The organism is Streptomyces sp. NPDC048352 (genome assembly GCF_040651895.1).
GTDB lineage: Bacteria > Actinomycetota > Actinomycetes > Streptomycetales > Streptomycetaceae > Streptomyces.
This window is the reverse complement of the sequence record NZ_JBEZKZ010000010.1, coordinates 1-18,822: the sequence shown is the minus strand read 5'-3', so window position 1 is coordinate 18,822 and position 18,822 is coordinate 1. Positions and strand designations below refer to the sequence as shown.

Sequence of the window (18,822 nt, the reverse complement as noted above, 5' to 3'; positions counted from 1 at the left end):
ACGGCCCCTCCCGGCCGTTGTCAGAGCCGTCGGGCAGACTCAACAGGGGGCTGCAACGCACCAGGCGCTGAGCCGAAATGAGGGTTGGGCAATGACGGACGACGACGTCTTCTATCGAGGGCCGCTCGGGGAAATGGCTCAGGCCGAGGCTGGCTCGGCGGGTGTGGATCCGGCGGACCTCTACTTGGCGGCAATCAGCTGGTGGTCTGCGGCCGTCGCCCCCGCAGTCTCGGTCAGTTCATGGCCGGACGCCCCGGTGACGGTCTGGACGTCTCTGGTGCGTTCTGACATGTCCGAATGCGACATGCTTCATCACCTCCTCCACCGCCTCCTCAACGGGCCCGGCCCGTTGGCAGTCCACCCCGACGTTACGGATCAGAAGCTGCTCAGCGCGGCCTCCCACGCCACCCGCCGAGCGGACAACGCCGGCGCAGGCACGCCCACTCTTCTCCTGACCGGTTCACCGTTCACATCAGGTCGCGGCGGCTCCAAAATCAGCACGTCACTGGAAGCGCACTTGCGGCAGGCCTGGGACGGGCGCCACACCCTGCCCACGCGGGGCATAGGACGCTACCGAGCAGCCAGGAGACCCGTTCCACCGCACTTCGGATCCCTGTGGGACTTGTCCGCAAGCGAATGGCGGGGCTTCCTTTCCACGGACGCCGCCACCTATTCGCGCGTCCTGCACTTCGCCCGGCGGCCAGCGCCTGTCCCACGCCCCAACCCGTCGTCGGGCAAATGGCGTGACGAGCTCGCAACGGCGTACCGCTGGGCCTTCAACACCCGACCGGTTCTGACCTACACCACTCGCGCAAGGCGACAGTGGCACGCAATTCGCGAGGCCGAGTGCAGCTGGGCTGCCACCCTGCCCGAGCGGTACGCCGACTTCTTCGTCCGGATCGGCGATCACGTCTCCCGCGTCGCCGGAACGCTCGCGGCTACTGAACGCACCGCCATCCACAGCACGCACATCGAGGCCGCCTGGTCACTCGCCCGCCGCGCCGTCCTGGACACCGCGCACCTAGCCGCCATGGACCGCAGCACGGTGGAGCCGGTCGTCAGGGAGCTGGACGACCGGCTCTTCGGCATGGAAGCACTTGAGGACGAAGCCCCTGCAATTCGCTCGAGCACGCCTGAATCCGAACCATGGCGGCCGTCCGGCAGAGGTATACACAGGATTCGCCCGCAGACCGGCAGCAGTGCCGTGCGCAAACTCAAGCAGTGGTACCAGGACCGCTGCCAAATGTGCGCCCAAGTCCTGGCCCTGCCCTCACCGCGCCATCGCTACAGCGAAGCGGCCCACATCAGGGCCAGAGAGGACAACGGACCCGACATCGTCGAAAACCTGTTGTGCCTCTGCCCGACCTGCCACGTCCTCTTCGACACGGGAGCACGGGTCCTGACCGACGACCTCACGATCATCGACACCGTGACAGGTCAGTCCGGGAAAAGAATCGAACTCCACCGGTGGCACTTCATCGACTCCCGGTACGTTCGCCACCACCGTCAGCGCTGGACTGGCAACGACCTGACGCCGCCCGCAAGCGAGCCTTCGGCGCCACCCAAGCTCTGAGGCCCTCCACCGACGGCCATCGCTTCGAGACCTGGCCACGTAAGGATAATGCGCCTTCTCTCTTGCCCCCCCCACAACCAAGAACCGGGCCAGTTGCAGGCCAGCACCGGCCAGCTGAGGGCAGATACCTTCATTTGCCTGATCAGGAGCGGTTTGGCACGTGGACTACCAGCACTTCAAAAACCTGCTGGTCGTCTGCAGGAGTGGTCCAAGACGCCGCCCTTGGCGTGCTGACAAGGGAAGCCGCTGGTCACTGCCCGCCAGGCCATGGTGGTCGCGTGTAGTCGCAGGCTGAGGATATCAACTAGCTCCAGCTCATGGAGGTACAGCAGGACGCACATCGCCAACTGCGAAGGTGCAAGAGTCTTTGAATCGCAAGAGGCAGCAGTGTTGTGTGGCCTACCATGAGTCGCTGGCGATTGGACGGTCCCAAGTTCTGACCGCCCCAGTTGGGCCGCGAGTCCCGATGGCTGCTTGGTTCAGGCGAGACAACAGACCACGGCATGGCATGGTCCGGTGATCCGCTCCACGTTTACGTTGCCCAGGAGGACAAACTGCGCTTCATCGTGCTAGATCGAGACGGTCCCACGGACGACGGTTCTCGCGCCTGCTTGCTGGCGCCACGCGGCGATCCAGGGCCTGACAGCTATGCAGCGGACGATGAGTACATGACCCTCTATCAACTGCGGTTCCGTGACCACGGATCGCTCATCGAGTTGGGTGCGGTAAAGATCGGGTATGCCGACCTCATTCGGGGCGAGAGACCTCTCGAGGCAGGATCGTTCTCCACGCTCACAGGACTTGATCAGCGCCTGTACTGGTTTTCCGTGGGGCAGAGCGACCTTTATTACGAGAACATCCGCAGGCTTGGCAGTGAGACGCGGCACGCGGTCTTGAGCGGTCTGTGCGATATGGCGCTCGACCCCTCGGTCTTCACGACCGCCATGCAATGGGACGTCACACACACATCGCTGCTGCGCAGCCTCGAGTCACGGACGGTGGCAGCCCAGTTCCGGCGCATCGCGCAGGGCGGCCCCCGGCTCACGGCCTACCGCTTCGACTACCTGGGCCCCGCCGGGCACGGCAGCTCGGACGGCAGTACCACGAAACCCTGGCACCTCTCCTTTTCAGTCGAGCCGCATGCACAGCCCCCCACTAACATTCACGTGCTGATCGGTCGGAACGGGGTCGGAAAGACCACGGTGCTCGGCGACATCACCAGGGCCGTCGTACATCCGGAAGAAAACAGCGATGCCGTCGGGCGTCTCATCTGGAGCGAGGATGGACCCGGCTCCTTCGTTAACGTAGTCTGCGTGACCTTCAGCGCCTTCGACCCGGCTCAGGAGCAGTTCGAGTCGGAACAGGGCGCTGCTGAACAGGGTGAGCTGGAAGGCTGGGACGGTGCGCTGGACATTGCCGACGGGCAACCACCTCCCGCGGCCGAGGACAAAGTTGCGGGTGTCTCATACAGGTATGTAGGCCTCGCCAAGGTGGATGAGCTGGGTCGCCCGACTCGGGAGCGCAAGACGCGTCTTGACCTAAGCAAGGAGTTCGCGAAGAGCGTGGAGGAGGTTGTCGCCGCCGGCCGAGTCCACAGTTGGATCAAGGCGCTGGATTCGTTGGGTAGCGACCCGCACTTCTTCGAATCTCCGGTCCGCTCCTTCGCGCAGGCTCTCCTGGACCAAGGCGTGTTCGGCCGTACGAGCGACCGTGACACTGCTTTGGAGATCTTTTCCAGTCTCAGCTCGGGGCATGCGATTGTCCTGCTGACGATGACGCGTCTGGTGGAAACCGTCGCCGAGCGGTCGCTGGTGCTCCTCGACGAGCCTGAAGGACATCTGCATCCCCCGCTTCTGGCGTCCTTCGTCAGGGCCCTGTCCGACCTGCTCACTGACCGCAATGCGGTCGCAGTCCTGGGCACTCACTCGCCGGTGGTCCTGCAGGAGGTCCCGCGCTCCTGTGTCTGGAAGGTCAGCCGCCAGGGCACCATGCAGCCGGAGCGGCCATCAATCGAGACCTACGGCGAGAACGTCGGGGTTCTCACCCACGAGATATTCGGCCTCGAGGTCCGGCGGTCCGGGTTTCACGCCGAGATCGAGAAGGCAGTCCGGGAACTGGGCACGTACGAGCAGGTTCTGGCCCGCTTCGGCGGACAGCTCGGCGGGGAGGCGAAGGGCCTTGTACGGATTCTGCTCGCCTACCAAACGTCGCAGGGGCGTCGTTGATGTGGCCGCTGAAGCCGCCTAGGGTCACCGCCCGTCAAAGTTACGAGGCGTGTGTGGCCGGCACCAGGAACGCATCCCGCCAAGCACGACTTCTCGCCGCCACCGACAGCATCGAGGAAGCGGGCGAGCAATTCCGGTGCGCGGCCCAGCAAGGCTCCCTGCACACCCTGGAGTGCGCGGCCTTCGCTCTACCGAATATCTCAGCGTCCGAAGCCGTGGCGTGGATCTACGAGAACGGCATGCTCGGTACCAAGAACGGTCGAGTCATCTACGAGCAGCTGAGAACAGCCCCGCAACACGATCGTTGCCCCTTGTGCGGACACGGGGTCGTAAGAACCCTTGACCACGTCCTGCCAAAGAAGTCGTTCCCTGCTTTGTGCGTCGATCCCTTGAATTTGGTGCCCGCCTGCGCCGACTGCAACCACGCCAAGGGCGACGCCCTCCCGACGAGTCTTGAGACGACTCCCCTGCACCCCTACCTCGACCGCATCGACGATGACCACTGGCTCGACGCGAGGATCGTGGACGATAGCCCTCTTTGGCTCGAATTCTTCGTCAGCCCCTCGCCATCCTGGGATCAAGTCCTCGCTGACCGAGTTCAGTACCACTTCGGACTTTTTGGGCTGTCCAGTCTCTTCGCCATCCAAGCGAACCGCACCCTGAGCGGCATCCTCAGCCTGCTCACCGCCCTGCGTCACATTGGTGGGGCCCAGGAAGTGCGCAACTACTTGGTGGACGAGGCCGCCACGCGCCTCGCTGACCGCCCCAACGGCTGGGAAGGAGTCACTTACCGGACTCTGGCGAGCAGCGACGATTTCTGCAACGGCGGCGTCATACCCTGACTCCGGAGATTCAGCACACACCGCTGGTGATTGGGCAGCAAGCGCGCACGTCCGGGTCTCGATCGCCTACGCGATCAACACATCGTTCTTCGCCGAGCAGCAGCTACGTCTGGTCTGCCCGGAGCCGTAACCCCAGCACCCGCACAGTCTCTCGCCAGTGGCTGGCAGGCGGGACGGAATTAGCAAGGCTGTTGTCACTTGTCCACAAGGTCCACCACATGCGCACGCGCCCACTCCGGCGACGGATCGAACCCCTCGTCGCCTCCGCCGACAAGGCCGCCGGAGCCGACGAGACAAGGGCAGCATCCGCCGTCCTTTGCGGGCGCGGCAACCCGGCGCGAACCCGAGGCCAGATCTAATTACTCGTCAGTAAAGTCAGCAAAAGGTCAGCATTCGTCTGACCAAAGTCGATTACAGCCTGCAACACGTGAGACTCGCCCACCGGCTCCGGCGGCTGTCGCGCCACAGCCAGCCAACTCCCCTGCGGAACGCGAAGCGGAGGGCCAGGTGCGAACACTGCACCCAGCCCGGGTCCACATGAAATGGCAGGTCAACGCACCCTACCCCGCGCTTTCAGGTGGGTTGGAGGCAGCTCCGGCGCCGGAAGCGGAGGGCCGTCGTAGCCCTTGACCTCGCCGAAGCGGGTGCCCTTCATCCAGTCCTCGCGGGCCTGGGCGATGTCCTCGTGGGAGCGGCCGATCCAGTTCCAGAACATGACGATCTCCTCCTCGAACGGTTCTCCGCCCAGGAGCATCAGGCCGGCGTCCGAGGCCGCGCGCAGGGGGAGCTCCGTGCGGCCGCAGCCCAGGTAGAGCATCGAGCCGGGCAGGACCGGGACGCCGTCGACGTGGGCCTCGCCCGACATGGACAGGACCGCGTACTCGAAGTCCGGGTCCAGGGGGAGGCGGGTCTCGGTGCCCGAGGCCAGGGCGAGGTCCGCGCCGACGATGGGGGTGTACGCGGTGCCCGGCGAGGTCGCCGTGTCCAGGGTGCCCAGGATGACCGTCGCCTCCAGGCCGGGGGCCGTGACCTGCGGGAGGTCCGCGTGGTGCTGGAAGTGCGGGGCGACGTCGCGGTGGGCGTCCGGCAGGGCCACCCACAGCTGCGCGCCGTGCAGGAGGCGGGCATGGGGGCGGGGGCTCTCCTCGGAGTGGCTGATGCCCCGGCCGGAGGTCATCAGGCCCAGCTCGCGCGGGCGGATCGTGGCGAGGCTGCCGACGCTGTCGCGGTGCAGCACCTCGCCCTCGTGCAGCCAGCTCACCGTCTGGAGCCCGGTATGGGGGTGGGGCGGGACCTGCATGCCGGGTTCGTCGGCGATGTCGTCGGGGCCGTAGTGGTCGACGAAGCACCAGGCGCCCACCATGCGGCGGCCCAGGTTCGGCAGCAGGCGGCGGACCTCGGTGGACTCCCCGAGCCTGACCGTGCGCGGGCTGAGGAGTTCGCGCACCGGCTCGGCCACGACGAAACCGCGGCCGCCGCAGGCGGAGAGAGCGGGCTGGCGATCGAGATTGCTCATGTCGCACAACTTAGTCCCGACGGGTCCGGCCGGCGCCGCGCCTTCGGGGCGAATGTCAGGGCGCGGAGTGCGGCCGGACACGCGTCCGCGGCCCTCTCGGCTAGCCTGGGTGCCATATGAACCGCCTGACCACGCCTTTCGGCTCCTACGAACTCACCCGCTTCCCCGCCGACCCCCGCGACCGGCTCCGCGCCTGGGACGCCGCCGACGAGTACCTGCTGCACCACCTCGACGCCGGTACCGGCGAACGCGGCCCGGTGGACCTGGCCGGCGCCGGGCAGATCACGATCGTCGGCGACCGCTGGGGGGCGCTGACGACGGCCCTGGCCGCGTACCGTCCCACGCAGATCACCGACTCCTCGCTGGCCCGCGCCGCGACCGAGGCGAACCTGGACCGGGCCGGCATCGGCACCTCCAAGTCCACGGTGACCCTGCTGACCACGCAGGACGCGCCGCCCGAGCGGATCGACGTGCTCCTCGTACGGGTTCCCAAGAGCCTGGCGCTGCTGGAGGACCAGCTGTACCGGCTGGCCCCGCACGTGCACGCGGGCACGGTGATCGTCGGCGCCGGCATGGTCAAGGAGATCCACACCTCGACGCTGCGCCTCTTCGAGAAGATCCTCGGGCCGACGCGGACCTCGCTCGCGGAGAAGAAGGCCCGGCTGATCTTCTGCACCCCGCAGGCGGCCGCCGGCGCCGGGACCACCCCGTGGCCGGTGACGTACACCGTGGACGAGGACGGCGGATCGGGGGCCGGGCTCACGGTGGTGAACCACGCCGGGATCTTCTGCGCCGACCGTCTGGACGTGGGCACCCGCTTCTTCCTCCAGAGCATCCCGACCAACACCGACGGAGCCCGGGTCGTGGACCTGGGCTGCGGCAACGGCGTCGTCGGCACGGCCGTGCAGGTCGCCGACCCGGACGCCGAGGTCGTCTTCACCGACGAGTCGTACCAGGCCGTCGCCTCGGCTCGGGCCACGTACGAGGCCAACGTCCGCCCGGGCCGGCGGACGGCGGAGTTCCTCGTCGGCGACGGGGTGGCCATGCTGCCGCCCTCCTCGGTGGACCTGATCCTGAACAACCCGCCGTTCCACTCCCACCAGGCGACGACGGACGCGACGGCCCTGCGCATGTTCGCGCAGTCGCGCAAGGCGCTGCGCACGGGCGGGGAGCTGTGGGTCGTCGCCAACCGGCACATGGGCTACCACACGCATCTGCGCCGCCTCTTCGGCAACAGCGAAGTCGTCGCGAGCGAGCCGAAGTTCGTGGTGCTGCGGGCGGTCAAGCGCGAGGCGCTGCCCCGCCCCATGTGACCTGCCGGTACACCCGCCGGTAGGTCCTACACTCGGCCGCGTGAGCACCGAGGCGCAGACGGACGGCAGGGCGGACGAGACCGCGGACGGCACTCCGGACGGCGGTGGCGGCCGGCCGCGCTACCGCCGGGAGGACGTGGCCCGGGCGGCGGGGGTCAAGGTGCGCAACCTGCGCTACTACCAGGAGCGCGGGCTGCTCCCGCCGCCGCGCCGGGAGGGCCGGATCGCCTGGTACTCCGAGGACCACCTGACCCGGCTGCGGCTGATCAGCGACCTGCTGGGGCGCGGGTACACCGTCAACGGCATCGGCGAGCTGCTCGCCGCCTGGGAGCAGGGCGGCGGGCTGTCCCAACTGCTGGGCCTGGAGCGGGAGATGACCCGGGACTGGGTGCAGGAGGAGCCGGTGACCATGACCCGGGCCGAGCTGCGGGAGCTGTTCGGACCGGGGGCGACCGCCGAGCACACCCGGCGGGCGGCCGAGCTGGGCTACGTACGCCTCGACGGGGACCGGGTCACGTACCCGAGCCGGCGGCTGCTGGAGGCGACGGTGACGCTGGTGCGCCAGGGGGTGCCGCTCGGGGAGATCCTCGACGCCGCCGACTTCGTGCAGGGCCGGGCGGCGGCGCTGGCGGACCGGTTCGTGGCGTTGTTCCGGCGGCACGTGATCGGCCCGGAGGGGCTGGGGCTGCTTTCGGCCAGCCAGCTGGATCATGTCCGGGAGGCGGTGGCGGCTCTGCGGCCGGTGGCCGGCGAGGTGGTGGCCACGGAGTTCGCGCGGGCGATGGGGCGCCGGGTGGAGGCGGAGGTCGCCGAACTGCTGCGTACGGAGCAGTAGGAGTCGGCCTAAAGGGTGCGCTCGCACAACCTTGCCAACCACCATTGGCACTCTTACATTCAACTCGTCGGTAACAAAGGTGCACAGCCGAGATAAGGGACCATCTCATGGCAGTCTCACCGAACTTATCCGGATCCGAACCGCCCGGCGACGAAGACCTCGCCAGAGACGGGGGCCGGGTCCGCTGGCGCCGGTTCGTCCTCCTGACGGCGCCCGCCGTGGCCGTGACCGCCGGCCTCGGCATCGCCCTCGCGCAGGGCGCGCTCGCCGCCTCGTTCGCGGTGTCGGGCCAGCAGTTCAAGGTGTCGGCGCAGAGCCTGGAGGGCGAGGGCTTCGCCCAGTACGGCAGCGTCGACGTCAACGCCCGCCAGGAGCTGATCCCGGTGGCGGTCACCGCCATCAGGGAGGCCAAGCTGCACAGCCTCTGCCAGTCCGTGGTCACCAGTCTCCCGGTGATCGGGGACATCTCGCTCAGTCTGACCGCCGGCCAGAAGGCCCCCGTCGAGGCCTCGAACCTGTTCGTGGACGCGACGCAGCTCGCCGGCGACGCCGAGTTCACGAACATCGAGATCGGGCGCGACGCGTCCACCCTCGACAAGGGCCCGGCGGAGGCGCAGGGCATGCAGGACCTGTTCGCCCAGCAGGCGGACAAGGTCAGCATCAGCAGTCTCCAGCAGACCGCGTGGGCGACCAACGCCGGCACGTTCAAGCTGTCCGGGCTGAAGATGGACATCAGCAAGGGCAAGAAGGAATGCTTCTGAGCCGCTGGCGGCGGTGGCGGCGCGGGCGGCCCTTCTGGGGCGGGCTCTTCGCCGTCCTGGCCGGGGTCTGGATCAGCGTCCTGCCGCTGGCCCCACTGAAGATCATGCTCCAGCAGGGGGTGGCGGGCATCCCGTCCGTCCTGATGGGCCTGGTCATGATCGTCCTCGGTCTCACCGCCTGGTTCTCCCCCGCACAGCGCACCCTCGCCGGGATCCTCACCACGCTCGTCGCCACCGCCGCGCTGGTCCTGTCGAACCTCGGCGGGTTCCTGATCGGCACCCTGCTCGGCATCCTCGGCGGCGGGCTGATGTTCGCCTGGCAGCCGTACGCCGCCCCGCGCACCGGGGGCTCCGCCGCCCCCTCCCGGCCCTCCCCCGCCGGGAATCCCCCCACTCCGCACCCCGATCCCCAAGGAGCTCAGCCATGAGCCGTACGCGTACCGCGCTCGCCCTCGGGATGGCCGCCGCGGCCGCCCTCACGGTGGCCTCGGCCTCCGCCACCGCCGCGCCGTTACCGCTGGCCGGGTCGACGACCGTCACCCCGGCCGGGCACGCCTTCAAGGCCACCCTCAGCGGGAAGGCCACCCTCAAGGCCGGATCGGTCACGGTGACGTGCACGGTCTCGGTGTCCACCGGCACCGTGCCGGCCGCCCCCGGCAACCAGAACCCGGCCGGTCCGGTCTCCTCGCCCATCTCGCCCCCGACCTACAGCTCCTGTACGTCCAGCATGCCGGGCGTGACCCCGACGGTCACGACCAGCGGCTCCTGGGCGGTGTCCATGCAGAACGGCTCCCCCGTCACCGCGACCATGACGGTGCCGGCGGGCGGCCTCGTCGTCCACACCACCGGCCTGGCCACCTGCACCGTCACCGCCGCGCCCGCCGGCCCGGCGAGCGTCCCGGGCACCTGGACCAACGGGGCCCCGTCGAGCCTGACCTTCGCCAACGCGACCGTTCCCGTCACCGTCACCGGCGGATTCGGCTGCCCGACGAGCGCGACCACGTCCACCTTCAACGCCGTCTACAAGGTCACCGACACCACCGACCCCGCCCAGCAGATCACCGTCACCCCCTGACGGCCCCGGCGCGACGTCCCGCCCCCCGGGCCGGCCCGGGGGGCGGGGAAAACGCGTTGCGGGCACCCGCGGGCGCGGGTGAAGCTCGGCCCATGTCACAGAGCCACCGGCAAGAGACCACCGACCAGCGGGAATCCGCGGACCCCCGGCACCGGCGCGGGGTCGCCGACCTGTTCTCCGGCGGGCGCCTCGTCGCCATCCCGCGCAGGGCCGCCCGGCGCGAGCAGCTGCTGGAGCACCTCAGCGAGACCCTGTTCGCGGTGGACCGGGAGTACTCCGAGCCCGAGGTGAACGACGCGCTGCGGACCGTCCACGAGGACTGTTCCGCCCTGCGCCGCTACCTGATCACCTCGGGCCGGCTCACCCGCACCCGGGACGGCAGCAGCTACCGGCGGGCCGTGACCACCCGGTAGTGGGTCGTCAGCCGGCCGTCCTCCCCCAGCACGTGGAAGGCGACGGCCGGCGGCTCGTCGAGGTGGACGTGGTGGGCGGGGTCCGCCTGCGCCTCCCACGGGAGCCGGAGCGTGGACACCACCCCGGGCGCCACGAGCAGCGGCCGGCCCGCGAAGGTGGTCGCCGCCGCGGTGTGGGCGTGCCCGCACAGGAAGGCGCGCAGGTGGGGGTGGCGCAGGGCCAGCGCCTCCAGGCGCTCCTCGCCGAACTGCCTGATGCCGTCCACGTACGGGGTGTGCAGCTCGACCGGCGGGTGGTGGAAGGCCACCAGCACCGGCACGTCCCGCGGGGTGCCGGCCAGGACGCCGTCGAGCCAGGCGAGGGTGGAATCCGCCAGGTACCCCTGGTCCTCGCCGGGGACGGAGGAGTCGCACACCGCCAGGACGAAGCCCTCGCCGCGCAGCACCTGGTCGACGGGGGCGGCGGAGGGCCCGTCCTCGCCCAGCAGGACCCGGCGGAAGGCGAGGCGCTCGTCGTGGTTGCCGGGACAGATCACCACCGGGTGCCGGGAGGCGAGCAGCCCGCGGGCCTCCTCGTACTCCTCGGGCCTGCCGTGATCGGCTATGTCCCCGCTGACCAGGACCGCCGCGAGCCCGTACGGGAGGCCGTCGAGGTACTCCATCACCGCGCGGGTGCGTTCGGCGGCCCTGGGGCCCCCGTCGAGGTGGACGTCGCTGAGCTGCGCGATCACGATCACGGGCGGTGGCTCCTTCGTCGCCGGTACGGACCGGTCCCGGCCGGGCCGGCGACGATCTGTCACCGTGGCGCCGGGGGCGGTGCCTTCAACCTAACCGACGTGATCTTCGGCGGGCGAGGACCGGCGGCGAGCCCCCTGGCCGCCGGCGGACGGCACACCTCCGGTTGCGCGGAGCCCGGCCATGGGGTTCGTTCGAAGGGGGTGCCCGGGACGGGGTGAGCCACCGTGATCTTCACCGACCGTACGGACGCGGGACGGCGTCTCGCGGACGCGCTGCGTCACCTGCGGGGACGGGATCCCGTCGTGCTCGGGCTGCCGCGCGGCGGGGTGCCCGTGGCGCGTGAGGTGGCGCGGGCGCTGGACGCCGCCCTGGACGTCATCGTGGTGCGCAAGCTCGGGGTCCCGCACCACCGGGAGCTCGGGTTCGGCGCCATCGGCGAGGGCGGGGTGCGGATCATCAACGACGACGTCGTCGGCCTCAGCCGCGCCTCCGCGCAGGAGCTCGCCGCGGTCGAGCGGGCCGAGGAGGCGGAACTGGAGCGCCGGGCGCGCCGGTTCCGGGAAGGGCGCCCGCGGGTACCGCTCGACGGCCGGACGGTGGTCGTGGTCGACGACGGGATCGCGACCGGTGCCACGGCGGCGGCCGCCTGCGAGATCGCCCGCGCGTCGGGCGCGGTGCGGGTCGTGCTGGCCGTGCCGGTGGCGCCGCCGGACGCGGTCGCCCGGCTGCGGGGGCCGGCGGACGAGGTGGTGTGCCTCTCGACGCCGCCCGCGTTCCGCGCCGTCGGCGAGTGGTACCGGGACTTCACGCAGACGCCGGACGAGGAGGTGGTCGCCGTACTCGCCGAGGCGGCGGCCCGCGCGCGGCCGGAAACCGGGTGAGGGGCGCGCGGTCTCGTGATGGGATGGCCACGTCAAGATCGTCGAGGCCCGGTTTTCGCCGCCAGAGGAGTTCCGATGCACCTGCCCGCAGCCGACCCCGCCCGCGCCTTCCGCCCGGGGGCGGCGGCATGAGCCGGGGCGTCCTGGTCACCGGCGCGTCCCGCGGCATCGGACGGGCCGTCGCCGCGGCGTTCGCCCGGCAGGGCGACCGCGTCGCCGTCCACTGTTCGACCCGGCACGCCGACGCCGAGCAGACCCTGGCGTCGCTGGAGGGCGAGGGCCACGTCCTGGTCGAGGGCGACCTCGCCGATCCGGCCCGCGTGGAGGCCCTGGCCGCGGAGGCCGCCGAAGCGCTCGGCGCGGTGGACGTGCTGGTCAACAACGCCGCCGCCATGGTCCGGCACCCGCTGCCGTCCACCTCGTACGCCGAGTGGCAGGAGGCCTGGCAGCGCACGGCCTCGGTGAACCTCTTCGGCGCCGCCAACCTCAGCTACTGCGTGGCCCGCCGGATGATCGACGGGGGGCGCGGCGGGCACATCGTGAACGTCGGCTCGCGCGGAGCGTTCCGGGGCGAGCCCGACCATCCGGCGTACGGCGCCACCAAGGCCGCCCTGCACGCCTTCGGCCAGTCCCTGGCCGTCTCCCTCGCTCCGCACGGGATAGCGGTGGCCTCGGTGGCACCGGGGTTCGTCGCCACCGAACGGGTCTCGGACCGGCTCGGCGGCGCGGAGGGCGAGGGGATCCGCGCCCAGAGCCCCTTCGGCAGGGTCGCGGCACCGGAGGAGATCGCCGCGGCCGTGCTGTACCTGGCGTCCCCGGCGGCGGTCTGGAGCTCGGGCACGGTGCTGGACGCCAACGGCGCCTCGTACCTGCGCACGTAGGCCTGCTGGGCCGGCGACCGGGTCCGTGGGCCTGCGGGGCTGGCGACCGCGCACATGGGCATGCGTCCCGGCTGCCGCGGCATGCGGGTCAGGCTGCCGCACATGTGGGCCTGTGGGTCGGCTACCGCGTACGAAGGCCTCAGGTCGGTCGACCGCGTAAGTGGGCCTGCGGCCCGGCTGCCGCGCACGAAGGCCTGCGCGTCGGGCGACCGCATACCTGGCCTGCGGGCCCGGAGACCGCGCACGTGGGCATGCGGCCCGGCGGCCGCGTACGACGGCCTGCGCGTCGGGCGACCGCATACCTGGGCCTGCGGCCAGGCGGCCGCCTACGTGGGCCGGCGCGCACCCGGCGACCGGTGCGTGGGCCTGCGGGCCCGGAGACCGGTGCCTGGCGTGGAGGCCCGGCGGCCGCGTACCTGGGCTGCGGGCCGGCGGGCGCGTACAAGGCCTGCGGGCCCGGCGGGCCCGTGTCGGGCCGCCGACGTCAGCCCCGGTAGGCCTCCAGTAGGCGCAGCCAGACCTCGCTGACGGTCGGGAAGGCGGGCACCGCGTGCCACAGCCGGTCGAGCGGGACCTCGCCGACGACGGCGACGGTCGCCGCGTGCAGCAGTTCGGCGGCGCCCGGCCCCACGAAGGTGGCCCCCAGCAGCACCTGCCGGTCCAGGTCGACCACCATCCGCGCCCGGCCCCGGTAGCCGTCGGCGTACAGACCGGCGCCGGAGACCTTGCCGAGGTCGTAGTCGACGGCGCGGACCCGGTGGCCGGCCCGCTCCGCCTCGGCCAGGGTGAGGCCGACCGCCGCCGCCTCCGGATCGGTGAAGACGGCCTGCGTCAGGGCCTCGGTGTCGGCGGTGGCCGCGTGCGCGCCCCACCGGCCGGTGTCGGGGGCCGGGGCGCCCGGGCCGGCCGCCCGGGCGGCGATGGCGGCGCCCGCGATACGGGCCTGGTACTTGCCCTGGTGGGTGAGGAGCGCGCGGTGGTTGACGTCCCCGACGGCGTACAGCCAGTCGTGGCCGGGGACCCGGCAGCTCTCGTCGACCCCGATCCAGTCGCCGGGGGTCAGCCCCACCGTGTCCAGCCCGATGTCCTCGGTGCGGGGCGCGCGGCCGGTCGCCATCAGCAGCTCGTCGCCCTCCAGCAGCTCGCCGCCCTCCAGGACCACCGTGACCGGGCCGGTCGGCCCGTCCCGTACGACCGCCTCGACCGCCACCCCGGTACGCACCACCGCGCCCGCCTCGGTCAGCGCCTCGGCGACGAGCTCGCCGGCGAAGGGCTCCATCCTGGGGAGCAGCCCGGAGCCCCGCACGAGGACGGTGACCCGGGAGCCGAGGGCCTGCCAGGCGGTGGCCATCTCGGCGGCGACCACGGAGCCGCCGACGATCAGCAGCCGGCCGGGCACCTGCCGGGCGGAGGTGGCCTCGCGGCTGGTCCACGGGCCCGCCCCGGCGAGCCCGGGAAGGTCCGGGACCACGGCCCGGGTGCCGGTGGCGACGACCACGGCGTAGCGGGCCGACAGGACGTGGTGGACGCCCTCGGGGCTGGTGACGGCGACTTTGCGGGTGCCATAGAGGCGGCCGTGGCCCCGGTAGAGGTGGGCGCCGATGGAGTCGAGCCAGTCGGCCTGGCCGTCGTCCTTCCAGTGGCCCGTCCAGTAGTCGCGGTGCGCGAAGACCGCCTCGGCGTCGAGCGGCCCCCGGACGGAGTCCGCGAGCCCCGGCACGCGGCGGGCGTCGGCGCGGGCCAGCACCGGGCGCAGCAGGGCCTTGCTGGGGATGCAGGCCCAGTACGAGCATTCCCCGCCGACGAGCTCGCTCTCCACCAGGGCGGTGGTCAGCCCGGCGGCGCGGGTCCGGTCGACGACGTTCTCGCCGGCCGGGCCCCCGCCGAGCACCACGACGTCGTACTCCACGGCTTCGGTCATGCGGTCCAGTGTCACCGCTGTGCCGGGGCCGTGTCCGGCAATCTCAGGCCTCCGGCGTGCCGGGGGCCTCTCCGGGCTCCTGGGAGGCGGCGCCCGGCTCCTGGGAGGCGGCGATCTTCGCGCGGACCGCGTCCATGTCGAGCGCGCGGGCCTGCCCGATGAGGTCGGTCAGCGCGGCCTCCGGCAGCGCTCCGGGCTGCGCGAAGACGGCCACCTGGTCCCGGACGATCATCAGGGTCGGGATCGAGGTGATCTGGAAGGCAGCGGCCAGCTCCTGCTCTGCCTCGGTGTCCACCTTGGCGAAGAGCAGATCGGGATTGGCCTGCGCGGCCTTCTCGTAGACGGGCGCGAACTGCAGGCAGGGCCGGCACCAGCCCGCCCAGAAGTCGATCAGCACGAACGGGTTCTCGCTGACCGTGCGGTCGAAGTTCTCCTTGGTGAGCTCCACGGTAGCCACGGTGTCCGGACCTCCTCGTTGCGGGTGTCCTGCTGGAACGAACGGGCGGCCCGGAGCATTCCGGACCCCTGCCGGACGGGTGAGGCCGCCCCTGGTCGTGCCGTCGAAGTCCTAGAAGGGGTGGACGGGCGGGGTGGTGCGGGCGGTGGTCCAGCGCAGCTCGGTGAAGGCGTCCAGGTTGGCCTCGCCTCCGAACCGGGCCCCCGTACCGGAGGCGCCCACCCCGCCGAAGGGGGCCACCGCCTCGTCGTTCACGGTCTGGTCGTTGATGTGCGCGATCCCCGTCGGGATGCGCCGCGCCAGCTCCAGGCCGCGGGCCGCGTCGGCGGTGACGATGCCGAGGGAGAGCCCGTACGGGCCCGCCGAGGCCAGCTCCACGGCCTCGTCCTCGGTCGCGAAGGAGCGTACGGGGGCCACGGGGCCGAAGACCTCCTCGGCGTAGGCGGGGGTGTCGTCGGCCACGCCGGCCAGCACCGTCGGCCGGTAGAAGAGGTCCCGGTGGGTGCCGCCCGCGAGGAGCTTGGCGCCCTGTTCGAGGCTGGCCTCCACCAGGCCGTGGACCCGCTCCAGCTGGGTCCGGTCGAGCAGCGGGCCCAGGTGCACGCGCTCGCGGAAGGGGTCGCCGACCGCGAGGGCCTCCGCGCGGGCGGCGAGCCGCTCGACGTACTCGTCGTACAGCGAGGTGTGGACGAGGTGGCGCCCGGCGGTCATGCAGATCTGGCCCTGGTGGAAGAAGGAGCCCCAGGAGGCCTGCGCGACGGCGGCCTCGACGTCGGCGTCGGGGAGCACGACCAGGGCCGAGTTGCCGCCCAACTCCAGGTGCGCCCGCTTGAGGTGACGGCCGGCCAGTTCGGCGACGGCCCGGCCGGCGGCGGTGGACCCGGTGAAGGAGACCACGCGCACGCGCGGGTCGGCGACCACCGCGGCGCCCGTCCCGGCCCCGCCGGGCAGGACGTGCAGCAGCCCGGCCGGCAGTCCGGCCGCGGCGAAGACGGCGGCCAGGGCGAGGCCGCCGCTGACGGCGGTGCGGCGGTCCGGCTTGAGGAGGACCGCGTTGCCGAGCGCGAGGGCGGGGGCGACGGAGCGGATGGAGAGGATCAGCGGGGCGTTGAACGGGGCGATCACCCCGACCACCCCCGCCGGGACGCGGCGGGTGAAGGAGAGCCGCGGCGCTTCGCTCTGCAGCACCTGCCCGGCCGGGCGCGACGCCAGCGCGGCGGCCTCGTAGCACTCCTGGGCGGCGACGTGCAGCTCGAAGTCCGCCTTGCCGGGTACCGAGCCCGACTCCCGGACGAGCCACTCCCGCAGCTCGTCCGCGTGCGCCGCGAACAGGTCCCCGGCCCGGCGCAGGACGGCAGCCCGCTCCGGGTGGGTGGCCCGCGCCCAGTCGCGCTGCGCCGCCTGGGCCCGTACGGCGGCCTCGGCGACGTCGGCGGGGGCGGCGAGGTCGAGGGTGGCGAGGGTACGGCCGGTCGCGGGTTCGAGGACCGGGGCCGTGCCGCCGGTGAGGGTGGGTCCGTCCTGCCAGAGTGTCGGATCGAGCAGCGGCATGGCGGCGGGGCCTCCGGGTGGGGAAGGGCGGGCGGGGCGGGGGGCGGCAGCAGGCGCCATCGTGCCAGACCGGGGGCGTCATCTCTGTTCAGTTATTGGGCAGTTGAGGGGACCCCGTGACCGGAAATGATCGACGGGGTCCATGGCGGCCTGCCTCGTCAGCGCGCGAGGGCCGGCGCGATGCCCCGGCCGACGCCGTCAGCCACGCCGGGTCCCGTCAGCGCTCGAGGACCAGCGCGATGCCCTGGCCGACGCCGATGCACAGCGCCGCCATGCCGGTGCCCGAGCCGGCCGCCGCCAGCTGGTGCGCCACCGACCCCGCCAGCCGCGCGCCCGACGCCCCGAGGGGGTGGCCGATGGCGATGGCACCGCCGCGCGGGTTGACCACGGTGGGGTCCAGCTCCGGCCAGGCGGCGAGACAGCCCAACGCCTGCGCCGCGAAGGCCTCGTTGAGCTCGAAGGCGGTCAGGTCCGCGAGGGTGCGGCCCGCCTTGGCGAGTGCCCGCTGCACGGCGTCGACGGGGCCGAGGCCGAAGAGCTGCGGCTCGATGCCGGTGACGGCGGAGGCGCTGATCCGGGCGAGCGGCTCGCGGCCCGTCGCGGCCAGACCCTCCTCGTCGGTGAGCAGCAGGGCGGCGGCGCCGTCGTTGAGGGGGGAGGCGTTGGCGGCCGTCACCGTGCCCGACCCGTCCGTCCGGAAGGCCGGCTTGAGCTTGGCGAGCGCCTCGGGGGTGGAGCCCTCCCGGATGCACTCGTCGCGGGCGAGCTCGATGCCGGGGTAGGGGACGACCTCGTCGTCGTACTGCCCGGCGGCCCAGGCGGCCGCGGCCTTGCGGTGGCTCTCCAGGGCGAAGGCGTCCTGCGCCTCACGGGTGATGCCGTGCTTCTCGGCGACGAGTTCGGCGCCCTCGCCGAGGGAGGCGGTCCAATCGGCGGGCATGCGGGGGTTGGTCATCCGCCAGCCGAGGGTGGTGGACCACATCTGCTGGTGCCCGGCGGGGAAGGCGCGCTCGGGCTTCTGCACCACCCAGGGGGCGCGGGTCATCGACTCGACGCCGCCGGCGATGGCGACGGAGGCGTCACCGAGGGCGATCGCACGGGCCGCCTGGATCACGGCTTCGAGGCCGGATCCGCAGAGGCGGTTGACGGTCACGCCGGGCACCGTCACGGGGAGGCCGGCCAGCAGCACCGCCATGCGGGCGACGTCGCGGTTGTCCTCGCCCGCGCCGTTGGCGTCGCCGAAGACGACGTCGTCGATCCGGGCGGGGTCGAGGTCGGGCGTACGGTCCACCAGCGCACGCACGACGTGCGCGGCGAGGTCGTCGGGGCGGACCCCGGCCAGGGCGCCGCCGAACTTGCCGATGGGGGTGCGGACGGCGTCGACGACGTAGACGTCGCGGACGGGGCGGATGCTCATGGGGGCTCTCCTGGGCGGCTCCGTGCGGTTCGGCGGCGGCCGGTGCCGGTGTGGGGCACCGGGACACCACCGGGCGCGCCCGGTGGGGCGCGCCCGCAGTTTCCGCTGCGGGGTCGGGGGGTGTCAACGGTGACCTTGCCGTTGCCCTGGCCGGGCGGGGTGCGGGTGCCCAGGCGGGCCGGTGTCGCCGTGCCGGGCGGGGGCCGTTGTCCTGGCCGGGCGGGGCCGGGTGCCGGGGTCCCGGTGAGACCCTTGTCCTGCCGGGCGGGGCGCGGGGTCCCGGTGGGGCCGTTGCCCCGTTGCGCGGGGGCTGTGGGCGGGATGCTGTGGGCCGGGGTCGGGGGCGGGGTGGGGTGTCGTCCGGGACGGGCTTCGATGTTCGGCGCCTATTCCGGATCCGGTGGGGCACCGGTAACGCGCCCC

Annotated in this window: 16 protein-coding genes and 1 pseudogene; 11 read left to right on the top strand and 6 right to left on the bottom strand. The window is 72.0% G+C overall.

Annotation, left to right across the window (positions count from 1 at the left end; genetic code table 11):
* The first annotated feature begins 91 nt into the window (after positions 1 to 91).
* From AB0D45_RS08100 to AB0D45_RS08090, 3 genes are all read left to right on the top strand, one after another.
* The gene (locus AB0D45_RS08100) at positions 92 to 1,573 is read left to right on the top strand and encodes an HNH endonuclease (RefSeq protein WP_362455979.1); all 1,482 of its coding nucleotides are present in this window, start codon (positions 92 to 94) and stop codon (positions 1,571 to 1,573) included.
* Between the two features lie 668 nt (positions 1,574 to 2,241).
* Positions 2,242 to 3,798 (top strand): AAA family ATPase, encoded by a 1,557-nt coding sequence (locus AB0D45_RS08095; protein ID WP_362455977.1) that lies wholly within the window; start codon positions 2,242 to 2,244, stop codon positions 3,796 to 3,798.
* Between the two features lie 53 nt (positions 3,799 to 3,851).
* On the top strand, positions 3,852 to 4,640 hold the full coding sequence (locus AB0D45_RS08090; RefSeq protein WP_362455975.1) for a hypothetical protein: 789 nt from the start codon (positions 3,852 to 3,854) through the stop codon (positions 4,638 to 4,640).
* Between the two features lie 550 nt (positions 4,641 to 5,190).
* Here AB0D45_RS08090 and AB0D45_RS08085 read toward each other — a convergent pair.
* A complete protein-coding gene (locus tag AB0D45_RS08085; RefSeq protein WP_362455973.1) occupies positions 5,191 to 6,156 on the bottom strand; it encodes a pirin family protein in 966 nt (321 codons plus the stop codon).
* Between the two features lie 125 nt (positions 6,157 to 6,281).
* Here AB0D45_RS08085 and AB0D45_RS08080 point away from each other — a divergent pair, with 125 nt between their 5' ends.
* The 6 genes from AB0D45_RS08080 (at position 6,282) to AB0D45_RS08055 (ending at position 10,553) form a co-directional block, all read left to right on the top strand.
* Positions 6,282 to 7,469 (top strand): methyltransferase, encoded by a 1,188-nt coding sequence (locus AB0D45_RS08080; protein ID WP_362456101.1) that lies wholly within the window; start codon positions 6,282 to 6,284, stop codon positions 7,467 to 7,469.
* Positions 7,470 to 7,509: 40 nt separating this feature from the next.
* Positions 7,510 to 8,304 (top strand): MerR family transcriptional regulator, encoded by a 795-nt coding sequence (locus AB0D45_RS08075; RefSeq protein ID WP_362455971.1) that lies wholly within the window; start codon positions 7,510 to 7,512, stop codon positions 8,302 to 8,304.
* Positions 8,305 to 8,411: 107 nt separating this feature from the next.
* A complete protein-coding gene (locus AB0D45_RS08070) occupies positions 8,412 to 9,065 on the top strand; it encodes a DUF6230 family protein (protein WP_361597329.1) in 654 nt (217 codons plus the stop codon).
* A complete protein-coding gene (locus tag AB0D45_RS08065; RefSeq protein WP_361597332.1) occupies positions 9,056 to 9,493 on the top strand; it encodes a DUF6114 domain-containing protein in 438 nt (145 codons plus the stop codon). Before AB0D45_RS08070 ends, AB0D45_RS08065 begins: the two co-directional genes overlap by 10 nt.
* A complete protein-coding gene (locus tag AB0D45_RS08060) occupies positions 9,490 to 10,140 on the top strand; it encodes a hypothetical protein (protein WP_361597335.1) in 651 nt (216 codons plus the stop codon). The genes AB0D45_RS08065 and AB0D45_RS08060 overlap by 4 nt, the downstream gene beginning before the upstream one ends.
* A 92-nt stretch (positions 10,141 to 10,232) precedes the next feature.
* Positions 10,233 to 10,553 carry a DUF2087 domain-containing protein gene (locus AB0D45_RS08055; protein WP_361597338.1) on the top strand — a complete coding sequence of 107 codons (321 nt, stop codon included), beginning with the start codon at positions 10,233 to 10,235 and terminating at the stop codon, positions 10,551 to 10,553.
* On the opposite strand, the gene AB0D45_RS08050 is transcribed toward AB0D45_RS08055, so the two are convergent.
* Positions 10,526 to 11,290 (bottom strand): metallophosphoesterase, encoded by a 765-nt coding sequence (locus AB0D45_RS08050; protein WP_362455968.1) that lies wholly within the window; start codon positions 11,288 to 11,290, stop codon positions 10,526 to 10,528. The genes AB0D45_RS08055 and AB0D45_RS08050 overlap by 28 nt on opposite strands.
* Before the next feature lie 225 nt (positions 11,291 to 11,515).
* Here AB0D45_RS08050 and AB0D45_RS08045 point away from each other — a divergent pair.
* Both AB0D45_RS08045 and AB0D45_RS08040 read left to right on the top strand, forming a co-directional pair.
* Positions 11,516 to 12,148: pseudogene (locus AB0D45_RS08045) on the top strand (phosphoribosyltransferase family protein); the annotation flags it as partial.
* A 152-nt stretch (positions 12,149 to 12,300) separates the two neighbouring features.
* Positions 12,301 to 13,053, top strand: a complete 753-nt coding sequence (locus AB0D45_RS08040) for an SDR family oxidoreductase (RefSeq protein ID WP_362455966.1) — start codon at positions 12,301 to 12,303, stop codon at positions 13,051 to 13,053.
* Positions 13,054 to 13,537: 484 nt separating this feature from the next.
* Here AB0D45_RS08040 and AB0D45_RS08035 read toward each other — a convergent pair whose 3' ends face one another.
* From AB0D45_RS08035 to AB0D45_RS08020, 4 genes are all read right to left on the bottom strand, one after another.
* Positions 13,538 to 14,974, bottom strand: coding sequence for an NAD(P)/FAD-dependent oxidoreductase (locus AB0D45_RS08035; RefSeq protein WP_362455964.1), 1,437 nt, complete (start codon positions 14,972 to 14,974; stop codon positions 13,538 to 13,540).
* Between the two features lie 43 nt (positions 14,975 to 15,017).
* Entirely contained in the window at positions 15,018 to 15,431 is a 414-nt protein-coding gene (locus AB0D45_RS08030; protein ID WP_362455962.1) for a thioredoxin family protein, read from the bottom strand.
* Positions 15,432 to 15,542: 111 nt separating this feature from the next.
* Positions 15,543 to 16,982 carry an aldehyde dehydrogenase family protein gene (locus tag AB0D45_RS08025; RefSeq protein WP_362455960.1) on the bottom strand — a complete coding sequence of 480 codons (1,440 nt, stop codon included), beginning with the start codon at positions 16,980 to 16,982 and terminating at the stop codon, positions 15,543 to 15,545.
* Between the two features lie 217 nt (positions 16,983 to 17,199).
* Positions 17,200 to 18,399: a thiolase family protein gene (locus AB0D45_RS08020; RefSeq protein ID WP_362455958.1), complete on the bottom strand. Its 1,200-nt coding sequence runs from the start codon at positions 18,397 to 18,399 to the stop codon at positions 17,200 to 17,202.
* Positions 18,400 to 18,822 lie beyond the last annotated feature (423 nt).